Raw genomic sequence first — 26,686 nt, 5'->3', positions numbered from 1 at the left:
CTGCGCCGCGACGGCACCGAGCGGCCCTACTCCAGCCCGCTCAACGACGAACACGGCAAAGGCACGTTCGCCTGCGCCGGCTGCGAACACCCCTTGTTCTCTTCGTCGACCAAGTTCGACAGCGGCACCGGCTGGCCCAGCTTCTGGCAACCCCTGCCCAGCGCCGTCGGCGAAACCCGCGACCGCAGCTTCGGCATGACCCGCACCGCCGTGCATTGCGCCAACTGCGGCGGCCACCTGGGCCACGTGTTCGACGACGGCCCCCGCCCCACCGGCCTGCGCTACTGCATGAACGGCGTGGCGATGACCTTCGCCCCGCAAGCCTGATCGTCCCTCGCATCGCTACAAGGACCCGACACCATGTCCAAGCACCCCACCCTCCGCCGCCTCTGCGCCGCGCTTGCCACCGCAGGCGGCCTGATCGCTTCGACCGCCGCCCACGCCGCCGAACGCGCCTTCATCATTCCCCCGCCCGCTGCGGAGCAGCCCGCGAACGCTGCCGATGCACCCGCCACGCAGGAAAAAGCGGTCATCGCCGGCGGCTGCTTCTGGGGCGTGCAAGCCGTGTTCCAACACGTCAAGGGCGTCAGCAACGCCGTCTCCGGCTACGCCGGCGGCCAGGCCAACACCGCCAACTACAACGCCGTCAGCGGCGGGCGCACCGGCCATGCGGAAGCGGTGGAAATCACCTACGACCCCAAACAGGTCAGCTACGGGCAGCTTCTGCAGATCTATTTCTCGGTGGCGCATGACCCCACCCAGCTCAACCGCCAGGGGCCGGATCACGGCACGCAATACCGATCCGCCGTGTTTCCCGCCAATGACAGCCAGCGCAAGGTGGCCGAGGCGTATATCGCGCAGTTGAATAAAACGGGTGTGTATCCCAAGGCGCTGGCGACCACCATCGAACCGCTGCAGGCGTTTTATCCTGCGGAGGAATATCACCAGGACTATCTGGTGCGTAATCCGAACAGTATGTACATCGTGATCAACGATGTGCCGAAGGTGGAAAATCTGGCGAAGACGTTTCCGGATCGGTGGCGGGATAAGCCGGTATTGGTTAGCGCGCGGGAAAAGTGAGCCGGACTGCGGGTCATACCTACTCAGTTTGGCGTATGGCGGGCTCCCGCACACGCGGTAAATTTACCGCCACGCTGTTCGTCGTCTTTAGCCGACCCGATGACCGAGGCATGCAACCCGAAGGCAGCCATGAAGATTGGATCGTTTGCGCTAACTGTGTTCCTGGGCGTGTGTGGATTCGCCCGGGAGACCCTCGCCGCGGATGCTGCTCAGACTGCCGAACTCACTAGGCCAGCAATGCGTTTCGGCTACGACGTACAAGGCCAGGTGCACAACAATTCGACTCTGTATGTCCGGTCCATCGTCGACTCAAAGCCCATGGACCTGCCCGATATTGATGGCAGCCCGCAGATCCGACTGACTTATTCGGTCTGCAACATTGAAGCCGGCGATGAAGGTTCAAGGCGGCCGTCGGCCAAGCTGTACTTTCAATGGCCAGATGCCGGCATGGGTACCGAAATACTGGGCGAAGTTCCGTTTGAACGATGTGTTTCGACGCGTCGGACAATTGTGGGCAAGGCAAAAAAACAATCTTCAGACATCTTGTACACGTACAGGCTACGAGCCATCACCGCACATGACACCTGGGTAATGTCGTGGAGTCCTCCCTGGACCAGCCCCTCTCGATACTGGGAACACATTGTGGAAGTCTTTCAAGACAGCACTCGGGGTATTACCGCGCCGGAGGATGAGTATTCCATCCAAATCGTCAGGAAGCGGCCCGAAGACCGCGGAGCTTATCAGACATTACGGTGGCGCCCTGGATCCCAGATGTATCTGGCACTGCCTAAGCTGACCCCTGAACAGATCGATGAGTACCTTAACTCATTGAAACACTATAGCGAGGCGGGTCTGCAGTATGCGCTTCGGCCCGCAGAGTCTTTCGCAAACGATTTTGACAGGGATTCCGATGTCCTTAAAAGCTTCGAGAACCGGAACGTTTTTAAGATCGAAATGGATGTGGACCGGGAAAAGGACAACCAGATGAACGTCATACATATCACAGTGCCAACATCTGTTATCGATCTGATCCAACTGCCCTCGGTCTTGCGAGATCGGAGTGCCCAAAGACCAATTTACAAGGTTCAGTACGTCATCCCTGGAAACTGACTCATGTCTTCTGGCATTAAGGAAAAGCTCTGGCAGCTTTCTGGACTGGTGCTCGGCTCGATTGCTTCGTGGCCGTCGGTCCTTCAATTATTTGAAGTGAACCCGGCCTTCGCCGCCGACGTAAGACTAGGCTCGGCGGCGGGGTTCATTTTTGGCTCGCTCTTGTTCTTCACCAAAGTGATCCAATGGTTCGCTGCTCGAGGGAACACAACCTGGACTCTGATTGTCGGCTTGTGCTTTGCTGCGCTTTGGTTTTCTCTCAACAGGGAGCTCGCGCAGATGTACAACATCGCCGTTGAAGCTCCGAACATAACATCCGATCGCAGACAGACAGCTCAACTGGCGGTTTGGGGAATGGCCGTTCTTTGGGCAACCCCACTGAGCTACATCGGGGCATTGCTAGGCGACAGGATTGCCCGGGGCTAGCAAAGAAACACCCTTTTGGTACTTAGCGGCTTATTGCGAACAGAGCAGCGGCCAACCATGCTGGGCACGCCACCGCTGCTCAAGCAACGTACGAAGCAACTTGTCTCCGTTGGCACCCGGCACATGAGCTTCGCAGGTGCGATAAAGAAACGTCCACGTGTACTTGGTTAGAGAGTCGTAGCCACTCAGCCCCAGGCACCCCGTGCCTTTGTCTCCGTGCGTATGCTCGCGTGCGCGGGATTTAAGGTTTCGGCCCTCCCCCGAATAAACCACATAGGACTGCCCTTCGGAGGAAGGAAGAATAATTTCGTTGAAGCTTTGGAGGAGCGCTGTCGCGGTGACTCTGCGGGAGAAGTTGTAGTGTTTCTCGCAGTTGGCTGCCGGAACCAGCGCCTCCAACTTGGCGGCAGGCGCGGTTGTCTCAATTGCATACCAGCCAGGCACAGCCGGGATCGAAGTCCACCATCCTTTATTTTTCGGGGAGAGTTCAATGCGCGTAAACGTACCCAATTCTAGGTTTGGAAGTGTAGCCATGTCGTCTTTTGATCTTGTTACGGGGGTAAGCCGCCGACGCGGCGCTTGGTGGAGCGATCAGGCGAAAGACCACGCATTCAATTCGCAGTCTAAAGCCCCAACTCCTTATTCTTCTGAAAAAACAGATGTCTCGAGTCGTCCATATCCGCCAAACCAAGATGCAGCAGTAATGGCGCAATGTAAGACGCCAGTGCCGTCTTGCTGAGGTTCTGCTGCAGATACTCACCCAAACTTCCCTTAGGGGGTGACGTCCGAGATGTGCCGATGGCCACGCGTTGCCCCGCAAAGTGCCGGACCAACTGCTCCAATGTGGCCGAAGGAACCGTCGCACTTCCGGAACCACCGCCGAAATGCAGTTGAAATCCCAAACTCGTGCGATAGGCCTTGAAGCCCACCCCCGTTGCAAGGGTGCAAAGTGGAATGTAAGGTGTAGTCGAACTGACACCCTCAGCGCCCAGCTTGAAAGGCTTTATTGATTCTCCGAACTGCCTGGTGTGACGGGCCGCGCGTTCGTCTAGCTGACTCAACACCGGATGAGCGCCGATGTCGTAGCCCAGCATGAATAGCGCAGCTTCCAGCGCGCGATATTCATCAATGCCGTCCGTGTGCGCCTGCCAATCAGCGCGCAACGTCGGGTACGCGGTAAAGACCTGCCCGATGAGCCAGTTGGCCGCCAGATTCGCCCGCAGATGGTCGGATTCGCTGGTGCAAGTCTTAATGCCATCAGCTTTCCGGTGGCAGGTCCGACCGGCCATTACTCTTAGATCTCGCGCAACGGGTGGCATTCGACCATCGTGCTCCGATGCGTAAATCAGCACCAGCAAAGCCAGGGCTGCCGCAACTCGCGAATCGTAGATCAGAAATCCGGGCAGTTGTAGAGCATAGATTTTCGTGAAGCCCGAATTCATGCGTGCAGGGGGCAGGTCCATTTGCAAAGGCCAGGTGATAGCGCTTTGCAGCTCGGCCACGGTTTGCATGGAGCTAATCAGCCCCTGCGGGTTTGCCGCGATCCAGGGACCGTTGCTCCGATAGACACCGCCCCAACGCAAGACGTCTTGGGCCGCTTCCACGCACTGCACAACGCTGCTTAAGTAGCCGGACTTCAACTGATCGGCCAACCGAGCCAACCGTTCGCCGGTGGCTTGCAGAGTGGCCCCCTTCCAGCGGTAGTTTCTTGCGGCTTGCCACAGGTTGGGGATTGTCACAGCCCCCCCAGCCGGAAAATGCGCGTAATCTGGGTTGCGCTTCGGCAATGTGTATTGATGCAAAGGCGAACCAACTGCGGAAGATGATTCGCGGGGATTATCGTTCAAACTGGCCGTATTGCCCGCGGCGGGCGACATCCTACTTGCAAGCCAACGGATAAAGCCGTTGTTGTCTATTTCATAGGTAAGGCGCTGCTGAATACGCATAGGGCAATATGCTCCGAGAGATAGCGAAGAAAGAGCAGGACCATGTCGTCTGCATCCCCTGCTGAGTGGCAGATTCAATTCGTATAACGGTGGGTCAAGGACGAAATTTACCCTTCGCCACTGCGCAGCACCCCTAGGCGGCTCGCGATCCGGCCGATATCTCGACGTCTTTTTGCCGCCCCATTCCAAGAGGCAGAGTAAAATCCGCCCCCCATGCGCTTTTCCGACTTCACCCATCGCCTCACCGCTCTAGGCGCCCTGCCCGTTCACCGTGGTCGGGTCGTGCGCGTCTGGCTGAACGGGCAGGCGCTCGACACCGGGACGCGGCGGCGTAGCGCCGAGCACTTCCTGCCTCTTGCGCTGCGCGATGCCATTCCCGCCTTGACGTCGGAACTGGACGGCCTGGCCCAGATTCGCTCCGAACACGCCGGCAGCGATGGCTCGCGATTGCTTGTGGAACTGGCCGACGGGCAGATGGTGGAAAGCGTGCTGCTGCCGCGCGATGGCCTGTGCGTTTCCACGCAGGTCGGCTGCGCGGTCGGCTGCCGCTTCTGCATGACCGGCAAGAGCGGCCTGATCCGTCAGGTCACGAGCATGGAAATCCTTGCCCAGGTCGTGCTGGCGCGGCGTCAGCGCGCGGTGAAGAAGGTTGTCTTCATGGGCATGGGCGAACCCGCCCACAACCTGGACAACGTGCTCGAAGCCATCGACCTGCTCGGTACGGAAGGCAATATCGGCCACAAGAACCTCGTGTTCTCGACCGTGGGCGATCAGCGGGTGTTCGACGCCCTGCCGAAACAACGCGTCAAACCGGCGCTGGCGTTGTCGCTGCACACAACCAAGGCCGACCTGCGCGAACACCTGCTGCCGCGCGCGCCGAAAATCGCGCCGGAAGCCTTGATTGAACTGGGCGAGCAATACGCTCGCGACACCGATTACCCGATCCAGTATCAATGGACGCTGCTCAAGGGCATCAACGACGGCGACGACGAACTCGATGCCGTCGTGCGTCTGCTCAAGGGCAAGTACGGCGTCCTGAACGTCATCCCCTTCAACAGCCTTGAAGGGGATGACTACCAGCGCCCTGATGCCGAGCGTATCCGCGAGATCGTCCGCTATCTGCACGACCGTGGTGTGCTGGCCAAGGTCAGGAACAGCGCGGGGCAGGACGTGGACGGCGGCTGTGGCCAGTTGCGCGCTCGCGCCGTCGGCGCGGCGCAGGTGGTTGAACTGCGCCGCAAGCCGGCCTCATCTGCCCATGCCGATCATCGGCACGCGGACGCGGCGCGCATCATCCTGTAGCCGCGGGTATCTCCTTCAGCAACGCGCTTCGTTGAACCGCGTCAAACCATCACACCTGCGCCCGCAGCCACCCCGCCACCGCCTGCACGGCCACCGACGCGTCCCGCTCCCCGAACATCGCCAGGTGATACGTATGCCCGTCGATCTCGGGTCCGAACGGCTGCACCAGATGCCCTGCCCGCAGCTCATCGTCCACCAGCGCCAGGCTGACCAACGCAATCCCGTGCCCCGCCACGGCCGCCTGTATCGCGTGGCCTTCATCTGAGAACCGCAACTGCCCAGTTTCGGGCGGCAGCGGGCGCCCCGCTATGGAAAACCAGCGTTCCCACGTCGGGTTCTCGGGTTGCGCGCGTTTCCAGTCGAAGCGGATCAGCGGCACGCGCGCCAGATCATCCGGCGAGACGACGCCCAGGCGCGGATTGGCGACCGGCGCGAACCGGTCGGTGAATAGCGGCTGCGTCGCCAGCCCGGGATACGGCCCGCGGCCATAGCGGATGGCGATGTCGACCGTGGACGAGCGCAGGTCGACGAGGTCGTCGCTGGCCTGCAGTTGCAGGTCGATGTCGGGATGCAGCCGGCGGAAATCGGCCATGCGGGGAACCAGCCACTTCACGGTGAAGGCATTGGTCGCCGAGATGCTGACCTGCGCCCGCGTGCGCTGCTGCGTCAGGCGCGCCAAGGTGGCCTCGAACTTGTCGAAGCCGTCGCGCAGCACGGGATAAAGCTGCGCCCCGGTTTCGGTCAGCGTGACCTTGCGCACCTGGCGGTCGAACAGCACGAGGCCTGTGCCCGCTTCCAGCGCGCGGATCTGATGGCTGACGGCGGTCGGGGTGACGGCCAGTTCCTCGGCGGCGGCCTTGAAGCTGCCCAGGCGCGCGGCGGCCTCGAAGGCGCGCAGTGCGGAAAGCGGAAGGGATCGGCGTTGCATGGCGGCTGGCCCATAGATGAATTTTTCTCGTCTTATAGCTAACAAACGAACCTTTGTCACCGTTTTGCCACCACTCTACATTCTCTTCACCGGCCGGCACCCTACTCCTCCACCCCACCGGCCATAGATGAAGGAATTCGCATCATGCTCAAACAAGTCATCACCCAGCCCGACAATTACGCGCCCTTCCTGCTGTCGCAGGGCATCCAGTTCGGCAATCTGCTTTTCATCTCCGGTCAGGCCGGCGCCGCCGACGACGGAAAGATCGTGGACGGCGGTTTTCTGGCGCAGGGCGAGCAGGCTTTTCAGAACCTGAGCCGCGCGCTGGAAGCCGGCGGCTCCAGCCTCAAGGACGTCATCAAGGTCACGATCTTTGTCACCGACATGGGGCATTTCGACGACGTGGTCGCGCTGCGCCGCAAGTTCTTCTCGGCGCCCTACCCGGCCGACACGATTGCGGAGATCAAGGCCCTGTACGACCCGGCCGCGATGATCGAGATCGAGGCCATCGCCGCGGTCCGCCAACCGGAGGGCCAGTGAGATGACGACGCTCGATAATCGTCTGCAGCACGACGCGCCGGCGCTCCCCGCCACGCTGTTCACGCCGCTGCGCGTGGGTGCGCTGAACCTGCCCAACCGCCTGGCCGTCGCCCCCATGACACGCGTCAGCGCCACAGCGGACGGCCATGCCACCGCGCAGATGGCCGAGTATTACGAGGCTTTCGCCGCCGGCGGCTTTGGCTTGGTGATCACCGAAGGCATCTATACGGACAAAGCCCATGCGCAGGGTTATCTGTTCCAGCCCGGCCTGGCGGACGACGCGCAGCGCGAGGCGTGGCGGCCCGTGGTGGACCGTGTGCATGCCCAAGGTGGACGCATCTTCGCGCAGTTGATGCATGCGGGCGCGCTGTCGCAGGGCAATCCGCATCGGTCCGGGACCAAGGGGCCTTCTGCCGTGCAGCCGGCGGGACAGCAGATGACCTTTTACCGCGGTCAAGGGCCGTACCGGATGCCGGAAGCGATGACGATCGATGAGATCGCCGAGGCGGTCGACGGCTTTGCGCAGGCGGCGCGGCGGGCGCAGGAGGCGGGATTCGATGGCGTGGAGATACACGGCGCCAACGGCTATCTGCTTGATCAGTTCCTCACTGCCCACACCAATCTGCGCGAGGACCGCTACGGCGGCAGCGTGGAAAACCGCCTGCGTCTGACCCTGGACGTGATCCAGGCGGTGCGGCAGTCGACGCCGGTGGGCTTTGTCGTGGGCGTGCGCAGTTCGCAAGGCAAGGTCAACGACTTCACCCACAAGTGGGCGGGCGGCCAGGACGAGGCCGCACGGATCTTCAACGCGTTGGGCGCGCAGCCCATCGATTACCTGCACACCACCGAGTTCGAGGCCTGGCGCCCCGGCTTCAGCGAGGACGGCCCCAGCCTGGCGGCGCTGGCGCGCAGGCATGTCTCGGTGCCGGTGCTGGCCAATGGTTCGCTGCATGACGCCACGCGGGCCGAAGGCCTGATGGCCAGGCAGGAAGCGGACTTCGTTTCGCTGGGACGCGGCGCGCTCACGCATGCCGACTGGCCCGCCAGACTGCGCGCCGGCAAGCCGCAGGGGGACTTCGACCGGGGCCTGCTCGCGCCGATTGCCGACCTGGACAACGCGGCCCGCCATCGCGCGCAAGCTCAGCCTGCCTGATCAGTCGGCGGCGGATCAGTGCGCCCGACGCAAGGACTGATAGATCCACGTGCCGATGCCGGTGATGGCGGCATCGCCGTGCGCCATTCCCATCACCTGCAGTCCCAGCGGCAAGCCGTCGACGGCCATCAACGGCACGTTGATCGCGGGCGCGCCCAGCAGTGACGACGCGCACGCAAAGGAAACATCACCCGTCGGGTACTTGCTGTCGCGAATGTCGGCGGCGATGGGCGCGGCACCGCAGGCATTCAGGCTGACCAGCGCGTCGCACTGCATGGCCAGAGCCGCCAGGCATTGGCGCGCGTGTTCGCGCAGCAGCAGGCATTCGCGATATTCGGCCAGCGTCATGCCGCGGCCGCTTTCCAGTTGCCGCACCAGGCTGGGACCCAGCGTGTTGGGATGGTTGGCCACCAGATTGGCCAGCGACCAGCGCTGCTCCCACGAGATCAGCCGCAGCGACAGGGGCGCCGCTTGCGAGATGGCGCGCTCCAGCGCGTCGACCAGCGGCGAGTCGCCGCGCCGGATGATCGTCACGCCTCGCCCGGACAGCTTGTCCAGGCTGGCCTCGAATGCCGCGCGGGCATCCGGTTCCGCGCGCGCCCAGCCCTCGGTTTCCAGCGCGACCAGCCGCGTGGGCTTTTGGGCCGAGGGCGGATGCAGCGGACCATACAGGCCCGGATGCCCCGGGTCGCCGCCCGCGCGCTGCGCGATTTCGGCGGCCGCAATCCACATGTCCTCGACGGAATTGGCGTGGATGCCGATATGTGCCTGACTCAGTCCCAGCCGCTCGCCACGATTGAGCGCGCCGAACGTCGGCTTCAAGGCCCAGTTGCCGTTGTAGCTGGCCGGGCGCAGGACGGAACCCACGAGCTGCGAGCCGATGGCCATGGGGACCATGTTGGCGCCCACAACCGCGGCCGAACCGCTGGACGAGCCGCCCGGCGTACGGCGGGAATCGAACGGATTGGTCGTCGGACCGGGATCGAGAAACCCGAGCGCCGTGGTGACGGTCTTGCCCAGGATGATCGCGCCGGCATCGCGCAGCGCGCGCACAACGGCGCTGTCGTTCTTGGGGAAGTTGCCGTCGAAGGCGGCGCAGCCCATTTGCGTGGGCATGTCGCGCGTCTCGATCAGGTCCTTGATGCCGACCGGCATGCCGTCGATCGCCGACAGCGGTTGGCCGTCGCGGTAGCGCTGGGCGCTGGCGTCGGCCGCGGCGCGGGCGCCGGCTTCGTTCAGGACGACCCAGCCCTTGAGCTGGCCCTCGCGCGCGGCTATCACCTCCAGGCAACGCTCCAGGTAGTCACGCGGCGTGTCGCGGCGTTCGGCAAAGTTGGCGCGGGCGTCATGAAACGTCAGCGCGGTGTGGGTGCTGGGATCGTAGGTCAAGGTGTGGCTCCGGTGTCTTATTCGCTGCTTTTGATGCCGAGGGTCCGAATCAATGCGCTCCATCGGGCATATTCGGCGCGGAAGAACGTATCGAACTCGGCCGGCGTGCCCGGCTGCACCAGCAGATTGATGCCCTTCAGGCGTTCCTGGATCGCGGGCTCGGCCAGCACTTCGTTCAGGTCGCGATTGATCTTCAGCTTGATGTCGTCGGGAAGGCCGGCGGGCGCGAACAGTCCGTACCAGGCCTCCAGGCGAAGCCCGGGCAAGCCGGCCTCGGGAGCATCGGGCACGGCGGGCAAGGCTTCCAGGCGCTGCGGCGACGCCACGGCGTAGGCGTTGAGCCTGCCGGCCTTCACGTGGTTGATGACATTGCCCGACGCGAACTGCACCAGCAGGTCGACTTCGCCGCCGATCGCCGCCATCGAGGCCTCTAGCGCGCCCCGGTAAGGCACGTGCATCACGTCCACGCCGGCCTCGCGTTTGAAGATCTCGGTGAACAGTTGCAGCGACGAGCCCGAGCCGTTGGACGCGTAGGTGTATTTGCCCGGTTCGGCGCGGAAACGTTTAATCAGCGTCGCCAGATCGGCATCGTCGATGCCGGGCCGCGTCAGCACCAGGACCGGCAGGCTGCCGATCTTGCCGATACGCGCCAGGCCGTTTTCGACATCCAGCTTGGCATTCGGATTCAAGGCGGGCAGCGTGGCCAGTTCGTTGAAGGTCAACATCAAGGTGTAGCCATCGGGCTTGGCCCGGGCCACGTAATCGGCGCCGATGAGCGTGCCGGCACCCGGCTTGTTCTCCACCACGACAGGCTGCCCCCACCGTTCGGCAAGCCGCGGGCCGATCAGGCGGGCCAGGATGTCGGCGGTTCCGCCCGGCGTGGTCGGCACCACGATGCTGACGGGCCGCTGCGGATAGCCGGCCGCCGTTGCGGGTCCGGCCAGCACTGCGGCGCCGCAGAGGGCGGCGATTCCAATCCGTCGAGCCAATGTTCTAAACATGGATTTCCCCTTATGACTGTTTCTTTTGGCTGTTCTTGCACCGCGAAGTCGGGGCGGCCGTGCCATCTTGGGCGTTTGGACATCAGGGTTCAAACGACTTTATCTATGGCACACTTAACTTTTTGTTAACTGAATCGTCGCGATGACCGCCCTGCCTCCGCTCAATGCGCTGCGCTGTTTCGAGGTTGTCGGCCGCCTGGGCAGCATCACCAGCGCCGCCGAGGAACTAAGCGTGACACCCGCCGCCGTCAGCCGGCAGATCCGCCTGCTTGAGGAGCACCTGGGACTTCGGCTGTTCCTGCGCCAGCACCGCCGCATCGTGCTGACCTCCATGGGCGCGGGGTATCACGCCGATATCGCGCGGCTGTTCGGCGGGCTGCAGCGCGCCACGTCCGAACTGGGCGAGCGTTCACGCCGGCGCCAGTTCGTCATCAAGGCGCCGCACAGCGTGGCCATGCGCTGGCTGCTGCCGCGCCTTTCCGGATTTCACCGCCAGTATCCCGACATCGACGTCAAGCTCCACACCGCCGTGGACGCGCCGGATTTCGAGCGCGAGGAAGTCGACGCCGGCATCTGCATGGGCGATGGCCGCTGGCGGGGCCTCGTCAGCTACAAGCTGATGGTCAATGAGTTGCTGCCGGTGTGCATCCCCGACAAATGCGCCCGGCTGCGCACGCCCGCCGACCTGAAAGGCGAGATCCTGCTGCATACGCTGGCGCGGCCGGACTACTGGGAGATCTGGCTGCGGGCGGCCGGTCTGACAGAGATCGATGTGTCGCGCGGCCTGCGCTACGAATCCTCCGCGCTGGCGTACGAGGCCGCGTTGGAAGGCTATGGCGTGGCCATTGCGCAAAAGCCGCTGGTGCAGAAGGAGCTGGACGAAGGCCGGCTGGTTGCGCCGTTCGATCTGACCGTGGATCTGGGCGCGCAAAGCTATTACTTCGTGCTGCCGCCCGAGGATTACCGAAGGCCGTCGCCCGAGCTCACACAGTTTCGCGCCTGGGCCGAGTCGTGCGCGATCTAGCTGGCGCGGCAAGGCGTACCGTACGGGCGCAATCGCCGCGCCGCGACCCGGCCTGCGTGACAACCGTGCCACCCGTGCCACCCGCCCTGCCCGCGCAGTAGGCTACAGTGCAGGGTCGCCCTCAAGGCCCGCGGCGTCATCGCCGCGCATCAACGAATCCAGGAGCAGTACCGCAGTGAACGACACTTCCACGCCGGACACCGACATTTCCGACGCGCCCAAAGAACAGGAAGCCAGGCTCTGGCGCGACGACGGCTGGACCGCGCGCGTCATCAAGAACGAAGACGACGACGGCTGGGCCGTCGAAATGACCAAGGACGGAGAGGCCGAACCCGCCCTGGTGGGCCCCTGGACCATGGGCCGCGACAAGAAGAACCCGAAGCCGCTCGACTCGCCCGCCTTCATCACCCTGGTCAAGACCGCCAACGAAGTCCTGCGCCGGCACGAGCAGCAATTGCATGCCACGCTGCACAAGAGCGTGAAGATCGACACCGACGATGGCCGTCTGACGATCAAGCTGGACATCGTGCCCGACGAGGACGAGCCCTATGCCACGCTCAGCGCCTACGACGAATTCGGCGACCAGCTCGCGCAGATCCGCGTGGCGCCGACGTACAAGCTGAACGTGCAGCGGGCGTCGGAATGGGCGGCGGGCGGTTTCGCCAGGCAGAGCTGATATCCACGGCCTGTAAAAGCGCCGCCTGAACACGCGCCACGGCGTGATCAGGCGGGCGGCTGCCGAGTCGTGCGCCGCCGCTTGTCGCCACATCGCGGCTTCTCTTAGAATGCGGATGATTCTCATTTTTCACGGTGCCGGTATTCTCCAGCCCCGCGACGCGCTGGAGGACAGGATGTCCGCGACTGAGTTTGCAGTGCCGCAACAGGGCATCGATGTCCTGTACGCGAATCACCATGGCTGGCTGAAAGGATGGCTGCGGCGGCGGCTGGGCAATTCATCCGATGCCGCCGATCTTGCGCACGACACCTTCATGCGCCTCCTGGTCCGCGGCGACACGGTCGAGGTGCGCGAGCCGCGCGCGCTGCTCACCACCGTGGCCCAAGGCGTGGTGTCCAATTTCATGCGGCGCCGCAGGATCGAAGAAGCCTACCTGGCCACCCTGGCCGACCTGCCCGAGCTTGAAACGCCCGGTCCCGAAACGCGCGCCATCCTGCTTGAAACCCTGGTCGAACTGGACCGCCGCCTGGATACGCTGGCCGCCCCCGTGCGCCGGGCGTTCCTGCTGTCGCAGTTGGAAGGCATGAAGCAGGCCGACATTGCCGCCACGCTGAACGTCTCCCTGGCCACCGTGCAGCGCCATATCGCGAAGGCCGCGCACCTTTGCTTTTTCGGCGCCTGAGCATCGGCACGGCCGCAGCCGCCTGTTCCAGGAACGCCCCCTTACCCATGCCCAACTCGCCCGCGGACTCGAGCCCGACGGCCTTCCCCCAGCTTGAGGGTCCGCCATTGCCCGCCAGCGTCAGTCTGCGCGCCGTGGACTGGCTGGTCGCCCTTCAGGCGCCCGACGCCAGCGACGCCACGCGCGAGGCCTGCCGGCGCTGGCGCGAGGCAGACCCCGACCACGAGCGCGCCTGGCGGCACATCGAGACCTTTGGCCAGCAGCTGCGCGGATTGAACACGCCGCTCGTACGCGGTGCGCTGACGCGCGAGGGCCGGAACCGTCCCGCGCGGCGCCAGGCCGTCAAGGCGCTGGCGGTGGCGCTGTTTGCCGGCGGCGGCGCCTGGCTGGCGCGCGATAACCTGTGGCGCGGCTGGCAGGACTGGCAGTCCGATCACCACACCGCAGCCGGAGAACGCACGAGCATCCTGCTGGCCGACGCCAGCCGCATCGACCTGGATACGGCAAGCGCCATCGATGTCCGATTTGACGGCTCGCAGCGCCTGGTCCGCCTGCTGCACGGCCAGATCCTGATCGCCACCGCGCCCGACCCGGCCTCCCAGGCCGGGCGCCCTGCCCGTCCTTTTCTGGTGGAAACGGCACAAGGCCGCGTGCGCGCCCTGGGTACACGCTACAGCGTGCGCCAGTTCCCTGGCCGCAGCCACGTCGCGGTGTTCGAGGGCGCCGTGGAGATCCGCCCCGAGCACCAAGCGGATGGGCCGCGCGTCATTCACGCGGGCGAACAGGCGTCGTTCACCCGCGACGCCGTCGGCCCGACGCGGGCGGCGGACCCGCGCGATGCGTCATGGTCCGTGGGCATGCTGGTCGCGCAGGACATGCCGCTGTCCGACTTCATTGCGGAGCTTGCCCGGTATGTGCCCGGCCGGCTGGCCTGCGACCCCGATGCCGGCCGCCTGAAGGTCTCGGGCATCTATCCGCTGGACGACACCGACCGGGTGCTGGACATGCTGCGCCGGACGCATCCGATCGACGTCGACCAGGTGACGCGCTATTGGATCACCGTGCGCCTGCGCGGCACATAGCGCGCAGGCCGCCTCGCCGCGCCGCGCCATTCATGGGCCCCAGAAATTTTTCGCGCCAACATGAGGGGTTTCCGTTTCCCAAGTGGCAAACCTAATAGAAGCCACATTTTTTCCACCGGAAACCGGACCATTCATGCCCCCCCATCAGTCTCGGCGCGCCGCGCGCCTCATCGCACGCAATACCCTCGCGCTGGCGGCAAGCCGCGCCCTCTGGCTTACGGCAACGGGCATCGCCCTGTCGGCCGGGACGGATGCCGTCCAGGCCCAGGCCAGCGCGAAAAGCTACGCGATCCCCGCCGGATCGCTGGAAAGCGCCCTGACCCGCTACGCCCTCGATAGCGGTTTGATGTTGTCCTATTCGGCCAGCGACATCGCGGGCAAGCGCAGTCCCGGCTTGCAGGGCAGCTTTGACGCGCCCGAGGCGCTGGCCCGGTTGCTGGCCGGCACCGGACTGGCTGCCCGGCCACAGCCGAATGGCGGCTACATCCTGCGTCCGGTGCCCGGCAGTCAGCCGGGCCAGGACGCCGCGCAGACCCTGCCCGCGGTGACGGTGACAGGCGTTGCCGAAGAATCCGCCTTCGGCCCGGTGCAAGGATTTGTGGCCCGGCGCAGCGCAACCGCCACCAAGACGGACACGGCGCTGCATGAAACGCCCCAGTCCGTATCGGTGATTCCGCGCGACCAGGTCATCGCGCAGGCGGCGGACTCGCTGGACCAGGCACTGGGCTACACCGCCAGCGTCCAGTCGCTAGAAGGCGGGGCGCTCAGGCACATCGGCACGGGCTTCACGATCCGTGGCTTCAACGTTACCGGCGCCGCCCCGCTGTACCTGAACGGCACCAAGTTCCCCATCAACTCGCTCAGCGGCGCCATCGAGCCCTACCACTTCGAACGCATCGAGCTGCTCAAGGGGCCGGCCTCGATCCTGTACGGCCAGGCCGCGCCCGGCGGGATCATCAACCTGGTCAGCAAGCGCCCCACGGCGGAGCCGCTGCGCGAGCTCGAATTGCAGACCGGAAGCTGGAACAAGAAGCAGATCGCGATGGACCTGGGCGGTCCGGTCACCGAGGACGGCAATGTCCGCTATCGCCTGACCGGACTGGCGCGCAACAGCGACAGCATGGTCGACTACATCAACAACGACCGCACCTCGCTGGCCGGCGCGCTGGAGTGGCAGATCAGCGATGCCACGCTGATCACGTTCCTGGCCAGCTACAGCCGCACCGATAGCCCCTACGATGTGGGCAAACCGCTGGAAGGCACCCTGCTGCCCAATCCCAACGGCCGCATTTCGCGCTCGCGCTTCGTTGGCGAACCGGACTTCGACCGCTATGTCACAAAGGGCGCCACGCTGGGCTACCTGCTCGAACACAAGCTGAACGACGACTGGAAGGTGCGCCAGAATCTGCTGACCTACAAGCAGCGGGCCGACAATCAGTACGCCGGGGTAGACACGCGCGTGGACGCGTCGGACCCGGCCCTGGCCACCCGCTATGCCCTGACGCGGTACGACACCGACAAGGGCCTGGCCGTGGACAACCAATTGCTGGGCAAGCTGCGCCACGGCAGCTTTGAACACACGCTGCTGTTCGGCATCGACTGGAGCAAGAACGAGTTCTCGCGCTCCCAGAAATCCGGCTCCATCGCGCCGCTGAACCTGTACCACCCCGTCTATGGCGCCCGGCCGGACCTCGGCCCCACCGGTTATGGCGAAGACAGCACGCGCCAACTGGGCTTCTACGCGCAGGACCAGATCAAGTTCAACGAACGCTGGATCGCGCTGCTGGGCGGGCGCTACGACTCCGTGCGTACCGAGTCGACCCCGGGTACGGGCGCACAGAACTCCCACGCCTTCACGCCGCGCGTCGGCCTGATGTATCTGTTCGACAACGGCTTGGCGCCCTACTACAGCTACAGCAAATCGTTCCAACCCGTGACGGGACTGGACTTCGCCGCCAATCCCTTCAAGCCGACCACGGGCGTGCAGCACGAGATCGGATTGAAGTACGAACCAAAGGGCGTGGATGCGTCGATCACGTTCGCGCTCTACGAAATCACCCAACGCAATGTCCTGACCAGCGACCCCAACCACGTGGGATTCCTGGTGCAGACGGGCGAAGTCCGCTCGAAAGGCGCGGAAATCGAGGCCCGGGCCAGCCTGAACCGGCAACTGGATCTGGTGGCCGCCTTGGCAACGACGGACGCCCGCGTGGTCAAGAGCAATTTCGGCAACGTCGGATCGCGGCCCGAATCGGTTCCTCGCAACATGGCATCGCTCTGGATGGATTACCGGTTTTCGTCCGTGCCCGGCCTGAGCACGGGCGTGGGCGTGCGCTATGTGGGCCGCCAGGAAATCAACGAATTGCCGATACCGTCGTACACCACGTATGACGCCGCGGTGCGCTATCAACTGGACAAGTGGCAGTTCGCGCTGAACGTGAAGAACCTGGCCAACAAGACCTATGTGGCCGCTTGCCCCTACACCTGCTATTACGGCGACGAGCGCAACATCACGCTGACGGCGCGCGTCAACTGGTAGACCGCGTTCGTGTCGCATTTGGGATAGCCGCGCTGTCGCATCCTGGTTTGGCCCTCGCGGCTGCGATCCATAGACTTGGGTTTGCCGACTGACGCGGCGAACCTGCTTCCCGTTGCCATCATTACCGTCCGCGCCGTCATCGCGCGGACGACTGCAACACCACGCCCAGCAAGTTCGCCCCGCGTCTACGGCCCCGGCTTCACCAAGAAAGCCGTGAATCGCTCAGATTGCAAAGAAGGGGAAACATGCAAACCACCGAGTACGAGCGCCTGGACGGCCTTGCTCTGGCCACATTGCTTGAACGCGGCGAAATCACGTCCGCCGAACTCATGGATTGCGCCATCAAGTTGGCCGAACAGCGCAATCCCGTCCTGAACACCATCACCTACCCGCGCTACGAGGAATCGCGCGCCATTGCCGCCGGATGGACGCCGCGCGGACCGTTTCGCGGCATTCCCTTCCTGCTGAAGGACTCCGGCTTCGCCCACAAGCGATTCCCGTCAAGCATCGGCTCGGCGCTGTTCAACGATTCGACCTACGCCTACGCGGCAACCGTCGCCGACCGCTTCGAGGCGGCGGGCCTGATCCCGTTCGCGCGCACCACGGTTCCCGAGCTGTGCATGGCGGGCACCACCGAGGCCGTGCGCAACGGCGGCGCCACGCCCAATCCCTGGGACCGCACCCGCTCCGCGGGCGGCTCCAGCGGCGGCGCTGCATCCGCCGTCGCGGCGCGCATCGTGCCTGTGGCCCACGGCAGCGATGGCGGCGGCTCCATCCGGATTCCGGCCGCGTGCTGCGGCGTGTTCGGATTGAAGCCCTCGCGCGGCCGCGTGCCGATGGGTCCAGCCAAAGGCGAAGGTTGGGCGGGCATGGCGACGGACGGCGTACTGAGCATTTCCGTGCGCGATACGGCGGCGGCGCTGGACATGATCTCCGGCTACGAAGCCGGCGCGCCGTATGCGGCGCCGCCCAAGCCCCGCGCATTCCTGGAGGCCGTTCGCGAACCCGTCATGCGGCCGTTGCGCGTGGGGTTCCTGCGCACCGCGTGGAACGGCATCGCCATCGCCCCCGAGTGCGATGCCGCCGTCGCGCACACGGCATCGCTGCTGGAAGGTTTGGGCCATGACGTCTTCGAGGCCACGCTGCCCGACATCGACTATGACGGATTCGTGCACGCGCACGGCAGCATCCTGGCCAGCAATATCGTGGTTGCCGTCGATAGCCGTCTGAAGGCGCTGGGCCGCAACCTGCACGCGAACGACCTGGAATCGGTCATCCACGACGGGTACCTTGTCGGTAAGGGCCTGGACGCGGCGTCCTACATCGACGCCGTGGCCCGCCTGCACGCCGTGGGCCGCGCCTTTGCCGCCGCCATGGCGGACCTGGATGTCCTGCTCACCCCTACGCTGGCGCAGCTTCCGTGCAAGCTCGATTACCTTGCGCTGAACCCGTCCGACGGTCTCGGTTTCCGCGAGTACCGCGCGCGCGCCGCCACGTATTCCACCTTCCTCCCTGTCATCAACGGCGCAGGCCTGCCCGCGGCCAGCCTGCCCTTGTCCTGGACAGACGCGGGTCTGCCCGTGGCCACCCAACTGATCGGCCATTTCGGTCGCGAAGACATCCTGCTCGAACTCTCGGCGCAGCTTGAGCGCGTGGCCCCCTGGGCCGGGCGCAGACCGCAGTTCGGCTGACCAGACGGGCTCACGGCCGAGCCCCGTCCATTTCGCCTGTTCCACCCTCACTCTGAAGGTACCGGTATGAAATTCACGCTTCCCGGACTGGGTCGCCTCTGCGCGCCCGCCGTTCTTGCTCCCACCCTTGTCTGCGCCGTCGGCATCGCCCCGGTCAGCGCGCTGCACGCCGAGACCACGGCCAAGATCGTCATGCAGGCGCCGCTACGCGTCGTCGATCCCATCCTGACGAATGCCTACATCACCCGCAACCACGGCTACATGGTCTTCGACACGCTGTTCGCCCTGGATGCCGCCGGAAAGCCCCAACCCGAAATGGTCGAAAGCTGGCAGGAAAGCGCGGACCGGCTCACCGTCACCCTGACCCTGCGCAAAGGCCTGACGTTCCACGACGGCACGCCGGTAACGGGCGAAGACGTCGTCGCTTCGCTCAAGCGCTGGGGCCAGCGCGACGTCCTGGGCCTGCGCCTGATGGCCGCGACCCGCAGCCTGGAGAGCCCCGACGCCGGCACGGTGGTGTTCCACCTGAAGCAGCCGTTCGGCATGCTGATCGAGGCGCTGGCCAAACCCGCGTCGCCCGTGCCCTTCATCATGCCCAGCCGCATCGCCGCGGTGCCGGTCTCTCAGCCGATCACCGAGGTGATCGGTTCGGGTCCGTACAAGTTCGTGGCGGCGGACTTCCAGCCCGGCGTGAAAGCGACCTACGTAAAGTTCACCGGCTATGTGCCGCGCAAGGAACCCGCCAGCGGCTTTGCCGGCGGCAAGGTGGCCATCGCGGACCGGATCGAGCTGGTCAGCATTTCGGATTCGCAGACTGCCGTGAACGCCTTGCGGCGCGGCGAGATCGACTTCGTGGAAGACGTGCCGCCGGATCTGATGCCGCAGCTCAAGGACGTGAAAAACGTCGCGCTCAAATCCTATGGCGACAGCACCAACATCTTCACGATGCGCATGAACTGGCTGCAGCCGCCCTTCGACAATCCCAAGGTGCGCCGTGCCGTGCTGGCCGCCGTGTACCAGGGCGACTACCTGGCCGCGCAGATCGGCGACGAGACCATGTACCGCCTGTGCGGCGCCGTCCTGAGCTGCAACTCTCCGTACGCCTCCGAAGCCGGCGCCATCCAGACGAAAGAGCCCGATCTGGCGCACGCGAAGGCCCTGCTCAAGGAAAGCGGCTACGACGGCAGCAAGGTGGTGATCCTGCACCCCACAGATCTGCCCGTGCTGTCCAGCCTGGCGTCCGTGACCGCGCAGGCGCTCAAGACGATCGGCATGAACGTCGAGATCCAGTCCATGGACTGGGCCACCCTGCTGTCCCGCTATTCGAAGAAGGATCCGGTGGCGCAAGGCGGCTGGAGCATCTTCCAGACGGGCTTCACCAGCCTGGACCTGATGAACCCGCTGACCAATCCCAATCTGGATGGACGCGGCGAGGCGGGCTACATCGGCTGGACCAAGAGCGACGAGATGGAGCGCCTGCGCGACCAGTTCGCCGAGACCGGCGATGCGGCCCGCAGGAAGGAAATCGCCCTTGCCATCCAGAAGCTCAATTACGAGCAGGTGTTCTTCATCCCGCTTGGCACGTACTCCAAGATGAAGGGATACAACCCGGCCAAGCTGGGGCGCATGACGGACGCGCAGATTCCCCTCTTCTGGTAGCGCGCAACGTCTCAGCCCGGCCGGCCGTCATCCGGACCGGCCCGGGCAACGGAAAGGCATATTCATGATTGAACTCATCATCAAACGCCTGTTGGCGGCGATCCCCGTCATGCTCATCGTCGCCACGGTGGTGTTCCTGCTGCTGCGCATGGCGCCCGGCGATCCCGCTCGGGTCATCGCCGGCGACATGGCCAGCGAGGAATCCATCGCTCAGATCCGGACGGAAATGGGCCTGGACCAATCGCTGGGCACGCAATACCTGCGCTGGATGGGCGCGCTGGTTCAAGGCGACCTGGGCCGCTCCATCCAATCCCGGCAGCCGGTGACCGCGCTCATCACGGCGCGGCTCGGCCCCACGTTCTCGTTGGCGGCGTGCGCGATCCTGCTGACCATTGCCACGGCGATTCCGCTGGGCGTGCTGGCGGCGTGGCGGCACCGGGGGTTGGCGGATCGCGGGATCATGGCCGGCGCCGTGCTGGCGTTTTCCATGCCGGCATTCGTCGTGGCGTATCTGTTGATTCTGGTGTTCTCGGTCCACCTGGACTGGCTGCCGGTGCAGGGGTACTCGCCGCTCGACGAAGGCATCGGCCGGTATGCCCAGCACCTGCTGCTGCCGACCGTGACGCTGGCCATGGTGTTCGTCGCGCTGATCACGCGCATCACGCGGGCCAGCCTGCTGGACGTGCTGGGCGAAGACTTCGTGCGCACCGCCCGGGCCAAGGGCGTCACCGAACGCTTCGTGCTGTTTCGCCACGCGTTGCGCAACGCCGCGATTCCCATCGTCACGATTGTCGGCGTGGCGCTGACCACGCTGATCAGCGGCGTCGTGGTGACCGAGACCATCTTCAATATCGCCGGCGTCGGCCGCCTGATCGTGGATTCGGTGCTTGCCCGGGACTACCCCGTGGTGCAGGGGACCATCCTGTTCTTCTCGTTCATCTACGTCTTCGTCAACCTGCTGATCGACATGGCGTACGTCGTCCTCGATCCCCGTATCCGCTATTGAACCGCCGACGATCCGGAGCTGCCTGATGCCCCCCTCTTCTCCCGCCGCCCTCCTGCCCGCCGCGCCACCGCCGTCGCGGCTGCGCCAGGCCATCACCGCCCTGATCCACGATCCCGTCATGCTCGGATCGCTGCTGCTGCTCCTGCTGCTGGTGGCGCTGACCGTCGGCGCCCCGTGGCTCACTTCCCACGACCCCGGCACGCTCGCGCCGCGCGCGCGGCTGCAACCCTCTTCCGATGCGTATTGGTTGGGCACCGACTCCCTCGGCCGCGACCTGCTGTCGCGGGTGCTCTATGGCGGCCGCCTATCGATCACGCTTGCCGCGCTGGTCAGCGTCATTGCCATCGCGGCAGGCCTGGTCATCGGATTGGCCGCCGGGTATGTCCGCCGGCTGGATGCGCCCGTGATGCGCTTGATGGACGGCATCATGGCGATCCCCGGCCTGCTCCTGGCGGTCGCGATGGTCGCGCTGGGCGGCGCCAACATCGTAACCATGGTCATCGCCATTTCGATTCCCGAGATACCGCGCGTGGCGCGGCTGGTGCGCGGCGTCGTGCTGTCGGTGCGCGAAGAACCCTATGTCGAGGCGTCGCTCGGTTCCGGCACGCCAGCCCTGAAGGTGTTGTGGTGGCACATCCTGCCCAGCACGATCAACCCGTTGGTGGTGCAAGCCACCTTCGTCTGCGCAGCCGCCATCCTGACCGAAGCCGTGCTGGGTTTCCTGGGACTGGGCTTTCCGCCGGAGATTCCCAGCCTGGGAAGCATCATCGCCGAGGGACGCCCATTCTTCCAGCGCGCCCCCTGGATCGTGCTGTATCCGGGCGTGTTCCTGGCCCTGCTGATCCTTGCCGTGAACATGTTCGGCGACGCCTTGCGCGACCGCCTGGATCCCCGACTCTCCCGCAAAACGAAGGGCTGACGCCATGAACCCCGCATTCCCCCAGGCCCCGACGGCCGGCGCGCCCGACTCCCCCATCCTGGACGTCCGCAACCTGAAGGTGCGCCTGCCCGGCAGCAGCGATCGCCGCTATGCCGTGGACGACGTGTCGTTCACCGTGCACGCCCGCGAAATCGTCTGCATCGTGGGCGAATCGGGCTCGGGCAAGTCCGTGACGTCCAGCGCCATCATGGGCCTCTTGCCTAAAGGGACGCTCACCCTGGAAAGCGGCCAGATCCTGCTGTCGGGCCGCGACATCACGCACGCCGGACGGGACACGCTGCAGAAGCTGCGCGGCAACCGCATGGCGATGATCTTTCAGGAGCCGATGACGGCGCTCAATCCGCTCATGCGCGTCGGCGACCAGATCGCCGAGGTGTTCGAGTTCCACGCGAAAAGCCTGGGCCGCGAGGCGGTGGCCGGCCGCGTCCTGGCCCTGTTGTCGGATGTGCGCCTGCCCCATCCCGACAAGCTCCAGCACGCCTACCCGCACCAGTTGTCGGGCGGTCAGCGCCAACGCGTGATGATCGCCATGGCGCTGGCGATGGAGCCGGGCCTGATCATCGCGGACGAGCCGACCACGGCGCTGGACGTGACGTCGCAGGCGCAGGTCTTGCGGCTGCTCAACGACCTGCGGGGCCGCCACGACAATGGCGTCCTGTTCATCACCCACGATTTCGACGTCGTCGCGGAGATTGCCGATCGCATCGTGGTGATGCAGGCGGGACGTATCGTCGAACAGGGCGTGGCCGCCGACGTCCTGGATCGACCCCGCCACCCTTACACGCAGCGCCTGCTGGCAGCGCGCCCGCGCGGCGATTTCCGCGCCACGCCGCTGGAACCGGCAGACAAGCCGGCGCTGGAGGTGCGCGACCTGACCCTGCGCTTTGAAACCCGGTCGCTGTTCAAATCCCGGCGCCGCCGCGTCGATGCGCTGGGCGGCGTGTCGCTGCAATTGGCGCGGGGCGAGACGCTGGGCATCGTGGGCGAATCAGGCTCGGGAAAGACCACGCTGGGCCGCTGCCTGGCGCGTTTTGCCGCCCCGACCTCTGGCGAGATCCTCATTGACGGACAGTCCGTCGGCAGGCTGTCCGGCCCCGAGGCGCGCGCCTACCGCAAGCGCGTGCAGATGGTGTTCCAGGACCCATTCCGCTCGTTCAACCCGCGCCGCCGAATCGGCCGCACGCTGGCCGAAGGCCCGTTGAACTTTGGGGCGCAACCCGCGCAGGTCCACGCCCGCATGGTCGAGATGCTGGAGCTCGTCAGCATGGATCCGAGCGCGCTGGACCGCTTTCCGCATGAATTCTCGGGCGGGCAGCGGCAGCGCCTGTCGATTGCCCGCGCGCTGATGATGGAGCCTGAGATCCTGATCGCCGACGAGGCGGTCTCGGCGCTGGACGTGTCGGTGCAGGCGCAGATCCTGGATCTGCTGGAATCCATCCGGGAACGGCTGGGCGTGAGCATTCTTTTCATCACGCACGACCTGCGCGTCGCGGCTCGGCTGTGCCACCGCATCGCCGTCATGCAGCGCGGCAAGGTGGTGGAGATCGGCGCGGCGCGCGACGTGTTCCTGCAGCCGTCCAGCGACTACACCCGGGAACTGATCGCTTCGATTCCGGGCCACGCGCCGGCCGCGGACGGCGGCGGCAAGGCGTTGTTCGAATCCGGTCTTGGCGCCGTCCCCTGACTGCCCGTTCAGTCTTGTGTGGCGATGACGGTGTCCGACGAGGGATCGACCGCGCGCAGCAGCCGGCCCAGGTGTCCGCTGCTGGAAAACCCGAGTTCGGCGCTGACCCTTGCCGCCGGCTCGCCCATCGCAAGCCGCTGACGCGCCGCCTGCGCCAGCACCATGCGGCGCAAGGCGATGGGCGACTGGCCATAGGCCTCCATGCAGGCGCGCTGCAGCGTGCGGGTGGTGGCGCCAAGCACGCTGGCCGAATCGGCGATCGCCGGTAGCGGCTGCCCCTCTTCCAGCCGCTCTCGCAAGAGTTCCATCCATTGCCGCGCCAACGGCAACGGCGCCTGCGGCGCACTGGCCCCGCCCTGAATTCCATGGCTCACATCAAGCTGGGTGATCAGCGCCGCCACCAGCATGGGCAGCGCCGAGGCCGACAACGCAGGCTTCCAGAGCGCGTCCAGCATGGCCTGCGCCGCGCCATCCAACTGCAGCACGCCCCCTGCCCGGCAGGCTCGCAGCAGGTCCGGCGACAGATAGAGTTCGCCGTGCTGCTGCGAGACGCTTTCGGCGCGCGTGCTGTGCTCAACGTGCGACGGCAGCAGCAACGCCTGGCCTCGGACCAGCCGGCAGCGTCGGCGCGCGCCCGCCTCGTCCCGCCAGGCGCTATCCAGCGCGCCGGCCCGGGGCCAAAGCAGCATGGCGCAGTCGTGCTCGTGCCAATGAAAGGCATAGCGCGGCTGCCGGCTGGCCGCCAGGGCGAAACCTGTCTGGGCGATGAGGTCCTGTTTGGACGAAAGCGGGACGGAACGCGACATGGGAACGTGCGGGGCGTATGAAGCGCCGGGGGACGCCCGGCAGCGGCAGGAATGGGCGTTGAGGCAGTATCGGCGCGCGGCGGGTTTCATGCAAGCCCGGCGCCTGCGCGACGTTTCCCTTGTCGCGCCCGGGATCAGATACTGTCGCGCCGCGGTTCGCCGCCGGCACGCCCGCTTCTTACGATCTGGGCTATTCGATAGACACAAGGGGAAATCCATGAATCGCACACTTCCGTCGGCTTTGTTCTCCGCCGCCCTGCTCACCCTGCCGCTTGCCAGCGCCCTGGCCGAACCCGCGTGGCCGGACAAGCCCATTACCCTGATCGTGCCCTTCCCGGCCGGCGGCGGCACGGACCTGGTGGTGCGCACGCTGCAGCCGGCGCTGACGCGCGAATTGAAGCAGACCGTCATCATCCAGAACGCAGGCGGCGCGGGCGGCACCGTGGGTTCGGGCCAGGCCGCGCGCGCCAAGCCCGACGGCTACACCGCGCTGGCCGTCACGACCAGCACCACCGCGCTTGCCGCCAAGCTGTACAAAAACCTGCCGTACAAGCCGGCCACGGATTTCGATTACATCGGCTTCATCGGCACGTCACCCTATGTGCTGGCGGTGCAGCCCGCCCTGAAGGCAGCCACGATCCCCGAGCTGGTCGACGCGCTGAAGGCACGCCGCGTCGGCACCTACGCCTCGGTGGGCGCGGGCACGGTATCGCATCTGCTGGGCGAGATGTTCAAGAAGGACAAGCAACTGGATCTGACGCATGTTCCGTACCGTGGCGCGGCGCCCGCCTACACGGACCTGATCGGCGGCCAGGTCGACATCATGTTCGACAACCCCGTGGGCCTGGCGCCCTTCGTGCAAAGCGGCAAGCTGATCGCCCTGGCCACCACCAGCGCCACCCCCATCCTGCCCGCCGTCCCGACTTTCGCGGCCCAAGGCATGCCGACCTACACGCAATCGCTCTGGTACGGCCTGGCCTTTCCCAAGGGGACGCCGCCCGCCATCGTTCAGAAGATGAACCTTGCGCTGAACACGGCGCTGCGGGACCCGGCCATCGCCGCGGACCTTGCCGCCAAGGGCGTCGACGTCCGTCCCGGCACGGCCGAAGCGCTGACCCAAACCGTCACACACGACCTCGCCTTCTGGGGCGAGCTCATCACCACGACCGGAGTCCAGTTTGACTGACCTTCACCCCAACCGCCCCCCCGCCCAGCCTCCCGCCGGCCAGGCGGCCCTGCTGCGCGTTTTCGTCGATCCGACCCAGTCCCTGCAAGGCGGAAACCCGGTGCCGCTGGTGCTTGACGCGCAAGGCATGACGGCCGCCAGCATGCAGGCTTTGGCGGCGCTCCACGGCCACGAATCTTCCTTCGTCTTCCCGGCCGAACGCGATGACCATCTGTGCCAGCTGCGGTTCTTCGTGCCGGGCCACGAAATGGAGATGTGCGGCCACGCGACCGTGGGCACGCTCTGGGCCTTGCGGCAGTGGGAACGCTGGACGACGCCGCGCGCCCGCGTTCAGACCCTGAGCGGCAGCGTGGACATCGAGTGGGACGACGCCGGCAATCGCGCCTGGGTGTCGCAACCCGCCGTCGTCACCTCGGCGCTCACGCCAGCGCAGTGCCGCGAGATCGCCGCCGTGCTGCGCATCGATCCCGACTTGCCCGGCCTGCACATGATCAATGCCAGCACCAGCCGCGTAAAGACGTTGGTGCGGATGCCAAGCGTGGCCGACCTGGATGCCTTGGCGCCGGACTTCGATGCAATGCGGGACATCTGCGAAGCCATCGGCTCGACCGGCCTCTACCCTTATGCGCTGAGCACAGACGGCGCCAGCGCGCGGCAATTTCCCAAGGCGTCCGGCTACCCCGAGGATGCCGCGACCGGCATTGCGGCCGCAGCCTTGTGGGGCTACCTGAACGAGACGGGCAGCGTGCCGGCGGACGGGGTCTACACGGTCCGCCAGGGCGTGGCCATGGGCTCGCCGTCGGCGATCCAGTTGCGCCGGCGCGCGGACGCCCCCG

25 protein-coding genes are annotated in these 26,686 nt (G+C 65.5%); 19 read left to right on the top strand and 6 right to left on the bottom strand.

Annotated features, from left to right (window positions below; genetic code table 11):
- The 4 genes from msrB to RT697_RS14115 form a co-directional block, all read left to right on the top strand.
- Nucleotides 1-327, top strand: a 327-nt coding sequence (gene msrB / locus RT697_RS14130) for a peptide-methionine (R)-S-oxide reductase MsrB (RefSeq protein WP_313699666.1), incomplete at its 5' end; no start/stop codon positions are given.
- Nucleotides 328-360: 33 nt separating this feature from the next.
- A complete protein-coding gene (gene msrA / locus RT697_RS14125) occupies nucleotides 361-1,080 on the top strand; it encodes a peptide-methionine (S)-S-oxide reductase MsrA (RefSeq protein WP_313699665.1) in 720 nt (239 codons plus the stop codon).
- 129 nt (nucleotides 1,081-1,209) lie between these two features.
- Complete coding sequence (locus RT697_RS14120) at nucleotides 1,210-2,190, top strand: hypothetical protein (protein WP_313699663.1); 981 nt, start codon at nucleotides 1,210-1,212, stop codon at nucleotides 2,188-2,190.
- Nucleotides 2,191-2,193: 3 nt separating this feature from the next.
- Nucleotides 2,194-2,616 carry a hypothetical protein gene (locus RT697_RS14115; protein WP_313699661.1) on the top strand — a complete coding sequence of 141 codons (423 nt, stop codon included), beginning with the start codon at nucleotides 2,194-2,196 and terminating at the stop codon, nucleotides 2,614-2,616.
- 30 nt (nucleotides 2,617-2,646) lie between these two features.
- Here RT697_RS14115 and RT697_RS14110 read toward each other — a convergent pair whose 3' ends face one another.
- Complete coding sequence (locus RT697_RS14110; protein ID WP_313699659.1) at nucleotides 2,647-3,150, bottom strand: hypothetical protein; 504 nt, start codon at nucleotides 3,148-3,150, stop codon at nucleotides 2,647-2,649.
- Nucleotides 3,151-3,239: 89 nt separating this feature from the next.
- Nucleotides 3,240-4,562, bottom strand: coding sequence for a hypothetical protein (locus RT697_RS14105; RefSeq protein WP_313699657.1), 1,323 nt, complete (start codon nucleotides 4,560-4,562; stop codon nucleotides 3,240-3,242).
- A gap of 213 nt (nucleotides 4,563-4,775) precedes the next feature.
- On the opposite strand from RT697_RS14105, the gene RT697_RS14100 reads away from it, so the two are divergent.
- A complete protein-coding gene (locus RT697_RS14100; protein ID WP_313699655.1) occupies nucleotides 4,776-5,864 on the top strand; it encodes an RNA methyltransferase in 1,089 nt (362 codons plus the stop codon).
- 49 nt (nucleotides 5,865-5,913) lie between these two features.
- On the opposite strand, the gene RT697_RS14095 is transcribed toward RT697_RS14100, so the two are convergent.
- Complete coding sequence (locus RT697_RS14095; protein WP_313699653.1) at nucleotides 5,914-6,792, bottom strand: LysR substrate-binding domain-containing protein; 879 nt, start codon at nucleotides 6,790-6,792, stop codon at nucleotides 5,914-5,916.
- Between the two features lie 144 nt (nucleotides 6,793-6,936).
- On the opposite strand from RT697_RS14095, the gene RT697_RS14090 reads away from it, so the two are divergent.
- Nucleotides 6,937-7,332: a RidA family protein gene (locus tag RT697_RS14090; protein WP_313699652.1), complete on the top strand. Its 396-nt coding sequence runs from the start codon at nucleotides 6,937-6,939 to the stop codon at nucleotides 7,330-7,332.
- A 1-nt stretch (nucleotide 7,333) separates the two neighbouring features.
- Nucleotides 7,334-8,485: an NADH:flavin oxidoreductase gene (locus tag RT697_RS14085; RefSeq protein WP_313699650.1), complete on the top strand. Its 1,152-nt coding sequence runs from the start codon at nucleotides 7,334-7,336 to the stop codon at nucleotides 8,483-8,485.
- A 15-nt stretch (nucleotides 8,486-8,500) separates the two neighbouring features.
- Here the strand turns inward: RT697_RS14085 and RT697_RS14080 are convergent, their stop codons facing one another.
- Both RT697_RS14080 and RT697_RS14075 read right to left on the bottom strand, forming a co-directional pair.
- Nucleotides 8,501-9,874: an amidase gene (locus RT697_RS14080; protein ID WP_313699648.1), complete on the bottom strand. Its 1,374-nt coding sequence runs from the start codon at nucleotides 9,872-9,874 to the stop codon at nucleotides 8,501-8,503.
- 17 nt (nucleotides 9,875-9,891) lie between these two features.
- Nucleotides 9,892-10,875, bottom strand: a complete 984-nt coding sequence (locus RT697_RS14075) for a tripartite tricarboxylate transporter substrate binding protein (RefSeq protein WP_313699646.1) — start codon at nucleotides 10,873-10,875, stop codon at nucleotides 9,892-9,894.
- 142 nt (nucleotides 10,876-11,017) lie between these two features.
- Here RT697_RS14075 and gcvA point away from each other — a divergent pair, with 142 nt between their 5' ends.
- From gcvA to RT697_RS14025, 10 genes are all read left to right on the top strand, one after another.
- On the top strand, nucleotides 11,018-11,899 hold the full coding sequence (gene gcvA / locus RT697_RS14070; protein ID WP_175185448.1) for a transcriptional regulator GcvA: 882 nt from the start codon (nucleotides 11,018-11,020) through the stop codon (nucleotides 11,897-11,899).
- Nucleotides 11,900-12,074: 175 nt separating this feature from the next.
- Complete coding sequence (locus RT697_RS14065) at nucleotides 12,075-12,575, top strand: hypothetical protein (protein WP_313699643.1); 501 nt, start codon at nucleotides 12,075-12,077, stop codon at nucleotides 12,573-12,575.
- Nucleotides 12,576-12,750: 175 nt separating this feature from the next.
- On the top strand, nucleotides 12,751-13,257 hold the full coding sequence (locus RT697_RS14060) for a sigma-70 family RNA polymerase sigma factor (RefSeq protein WP_105238623.1): 507 nt from the start codon (nucleotides 12,751-12,753) through the stop codon (nucleotides 13,255-13,257).
- A 47-nt stretch (nucleotides 13,258-13,304) separates the two neighbouring features.
- Nucleotides 13,305-14,339 carry a FecR domain-containing protein gene (locus RT697_RS14055; protein ID WP_313699641.1) on the top strand — a complete coding sequence of 345 codons (1,035 nt, stop codon included), beginning with the start codon at nucleotides 13,305-13,307 and terminating at the stop codon, nucleotides 14,337-14,339.
- Between the two features lie 133 nt (nucleotides 14,340-14,472).
- Nucleotides 14,473-16,878: a TonB-dependent siderophore receptor gene (locus RT697_RS14050; RefSeq protein WP_313699639.1), complete on the top strand. Its 2,406-nt coding sequence runs from the start codon at nucleotides 14,473-14,475 to the stop codon at nucleotides 16,876-16,878.
- A gap of 245 nt (nucleotides 16,879-17,123) precedes the next feature.
- Nucleotides 17,124-18,569: an amidase gene (locus tag RT697_RS14045; RefSeq protein WP_313699638.1), complete on the top strand. Its 1,446-nt coding sequence runs from the start codon at nucleotides 17,124-17,126 to the stop codon at nucleotides 18,567-18,569.
- Nucleotides 18,570-18,635: 66 nt separating this feature from the next.
- A complete protein-coding gene (locus RT697_RS14040) occupies nucleotides 18,636-20,228 on the top strand; it encodes an ABC transporter substrate-binding protein (RefSeq protein ID WP_313699636.1) in 1,593 nt (530 codons plus the stop codon).
- A gap of 64 nt (nucleotides 20,229-20,292) precedes the next feature.
- The gene (locus tag RT697_RS14035; RefSeq protein WP_105238618.1) at nucleotides 20,293-21,234 is read left to right on the top strand and encodes an ABC transporter permease; all 942 of its coding nucleotides are present in this window, start codon (nucleotides 20,293-20,295) and stop codon (nucleotides 21,232-21,234) included.
- Between the two features lie 25 nt (nucleotides 21,235-21,259).
- Nucleotides 21,260-22,153, top strand: a complete 894-nt coding sequence (locus tag RT697_RS14030) for an ABC transporter permease (RefSeq protein ID WP_313699634.1) — start codon at nucleotides 21,260-21,262, stop codon at nucleotides 22,151-22,153.
- A 4-nt stretch (nucleotides 22,154-22,157) separates the two neighbouring features.
- Nucleotides 22,158-23,858 (top strand): ABC transporter ATP-binding protein, encoded by a 1,701-nt coding sequence (locus RT697_RS14025; RefSeq protein ID WP_313699632.1) that lies wholly within the window; start codon nucleotides 22,158-22,160, stop codon nucleotides 23,856-23,858.
- A gap of 8 nt (nucleotides 23,859-23,866) precedes the next feature.
- Here the strand turns inward: RT697_RS14025 and RT697_RS14020 are convergent, their stop codons facing one another.
- On the bottom strand, nucleotides 23,867-24,664 hold the full coding sequence (locus tag RT697_RS14020) for a helix-turn-helix transcriptional regulator (protein ID WP_313699631.1): 798 nt from the start codon (nucleotides 24,662-24,664) through the stop codon (nucleotides 23,867-23,869).
- A 217-nt stretch (nucleotides 24,665-24,881) separates the two neighbouring features.
- On the opposite strand from RT697_RS14020, the gene RT697_RS14015 reads away from it, so the two are divergent.
- Both RT697_RS14015 and RT697_RS14010 read left to right on the top strand, forming a co-directional pair.
- The gene (locus tag RT697_RS14015; RefSeq protein WP_313699629.1) at nucleotides 24,882-25,850 is read left to right on the top strand and encodes a tripartite tricarboxylate transporter substrate binding protein; all 969 of its coding nucleotides are present in this window, start codon (nucleotides 24,882-24,884) and stop codon (nucleotides 25,848-25,850) included.
- A partial coding sequence (locus RT697_RS14010) for a PhzF family phenazine biosynthesis isomerase (RefSeq protein WP_313699627.1) occupies nucleotides 25,843-26,686 on the top strand: 844 nt, incomplete at its 3' end. The genes RT697_RS14015 and RT697_RS14010, both read left to right, overlap by 8 nt.

It is taken from the genome of Achromobacter sp. (genome assembly GCF_032113835.1).
Taxonomy (GTDB): domain Bacteria; phylum Pseudomonadota; class Gammaproteobacteria; order Burkholderiales; family Burkholderiaceae_B; genus Achromobacter.
The sequence above is the reverse complement of the archived record's forward strand: the minus strand, read 5'-3'. Positions and strand labels throughout refer to the sequence as shown.

What these genes read in the sequence shown, in the direction of transcription:
- msrA (WP_313699665.1), top strand. Translation starts at nt 361, where the DNA reads ATGTCCAAGCACCCCACCCTCCGCCGCCTCTGCGCCGCGCTTGCCACC.
- RT697_RS14120 (WP_313699663.1), top strand. Translation starts at nt 1,210, where the DNA reads ATGAAGATTGGATCGTTTGCGCTAACTGTGTTCCTGGGCGTGTGTGGA.
- RT697_RS14115 (WP_313699661.1), top strand. Translation starts at nt 2,194, where the DNA reads ATGTCTTCTGGCATTAAGGAAAAGCTCTGGCAGCTTTCTGGACTGGTG.
- RT697_RS14110 (WP_313699659.1), bottom strand. Translation starts at nt 3,150, where the DNA reads ATGGCTACACTTCCAAACCTAGAATTGGGTACGTTTACGCGCATTGAA.
- RT697_RS14105 (WP_313699657.1), bottom strand. Translation starts at nt 4,562, where the DNA reads ATGCGTATTCAGCAGCGCCTTACCTATGAAATAGACAACAACGGCTTT.
- RT697_RS14100 (WP_313699655.1), top strand. Translation starts at nt 4,776, where the DNA reads ATGCGCTTTTCCGACTTCACCCATCGCCTCACCGCTCTAGGCGCCCTG.
- RT697_RS14095 (WP_313699653.1), bottom strand. Translation starts at nt 6,792, where the DNA reads ATGCAACGCCGATCCCTTCCGCTTTCCGCACTGCGCGCCTTCGAGGCC.
- RT697_RS14090 (WP_313699652.1), top strand. Translation starts at nt 6,937, where the DNA reads ATGCTCAAACAAGTCATCACCCAGCCCGACAATTACGCGCCCTTCCTG.
- RT697_RS14085 (WP_313699650.1), top strand. Translation starts at nt 7,334, where the DNA reads ATGACGACGCTCGATAATCGTCTGCAGCACGACGCGCCGGCGCTCCCC.
- RT697_RS14075 (WP_313699646.1), bottom strand. Translation starts at nt 10,875, where the DNA reads ATGTTTAGAACATTGGCTCGACGGATTGGAATCGCCGCCCTCTGCGGC.
- gcvA (WP_175185448.1), top strand. Translation starts at nt 11,018, where the DNA reads ATGACCGCCCTGCCTCCGCTCAATGCGCTGCGCTGTTTCGAGGTTGTC.
- RT697_RS14060 (WP_105238623.1), top strand. Translation starts at nt 12,751, where the DNA reads ATGTCCGCGACTGAGTTTGCAGTGCCGCAACAGGGCATCGATGTCCTG.
- RT697_RS14055 (WP_313699641.1), top strand. Translation starts at nt 13,305, where the DNA reads ATGCCCAACTCGCCCGCGGACTCGAGCCCGACGGCCTTCCCCCAGCTT.
- RT697_RS14050 (WP_313699639.1), top strand. Translation starts at nt 14,473, where the DNA reads ATGCCCCCCCATCAGTCTCGGCGCGCCGCGCGCCTCATCGCACGCAAT.
- RT697_RS14045 (WP_313699638.1), top strand. Translation starts at nt 17,124, where the DNA reads ATGCAAACCACCGAGTACGAGCGCCTGGACGGCCTTGCTCTGGCCACA.
- RT697_RS14040 (WP_313699636.1), top strand. Translation starts at nt 18,636, where the DNA reads ATGAAATTCACGCTTCCCGGACTGGGTCGCCTCTGCGCGCCCGCCGTT.
- RT697_RS14035 (WP_105238618.1), top strand. Translation starts at nt 20,293, where the DNA reads ATGATTGAACTCATCATCAAACGCCTGTTGGCGGCGATCCCCGTCATG.
- RT697_RS14030 (WP_313699634.1), top strand. Translation starts at nt 21,260, where the DNA reads ATGCCCCCCTCTTCTCCCGCCGCCCTCCTGCCCGCCGCGCCACCGCCG.
- RT697_RS14025 (WP_313699632.1), top strand. Translation starts at nt 22,158, where the DNA reads ATGAACCCCGCATTCCCCCAGGCCCCGACGGCCGGCGCGCCCGACTCC.
- RT697_RS14020 (WP_313699631.1), bottom strand. Translation starts at nt 24,664, where the DNA reads ATGTCGCGTTCCGTCCCGCTTTCGTCCAAACAGGACCTCATCGCCCAG.
- RT697_RS14015 (WP_313699629.1), top strand. Translation starts at nt 24,882, where the DNA reads ATGAATCGCACACTTCCGTCGGCTTTGTTCTCCGCCGCCCTGCTCACC.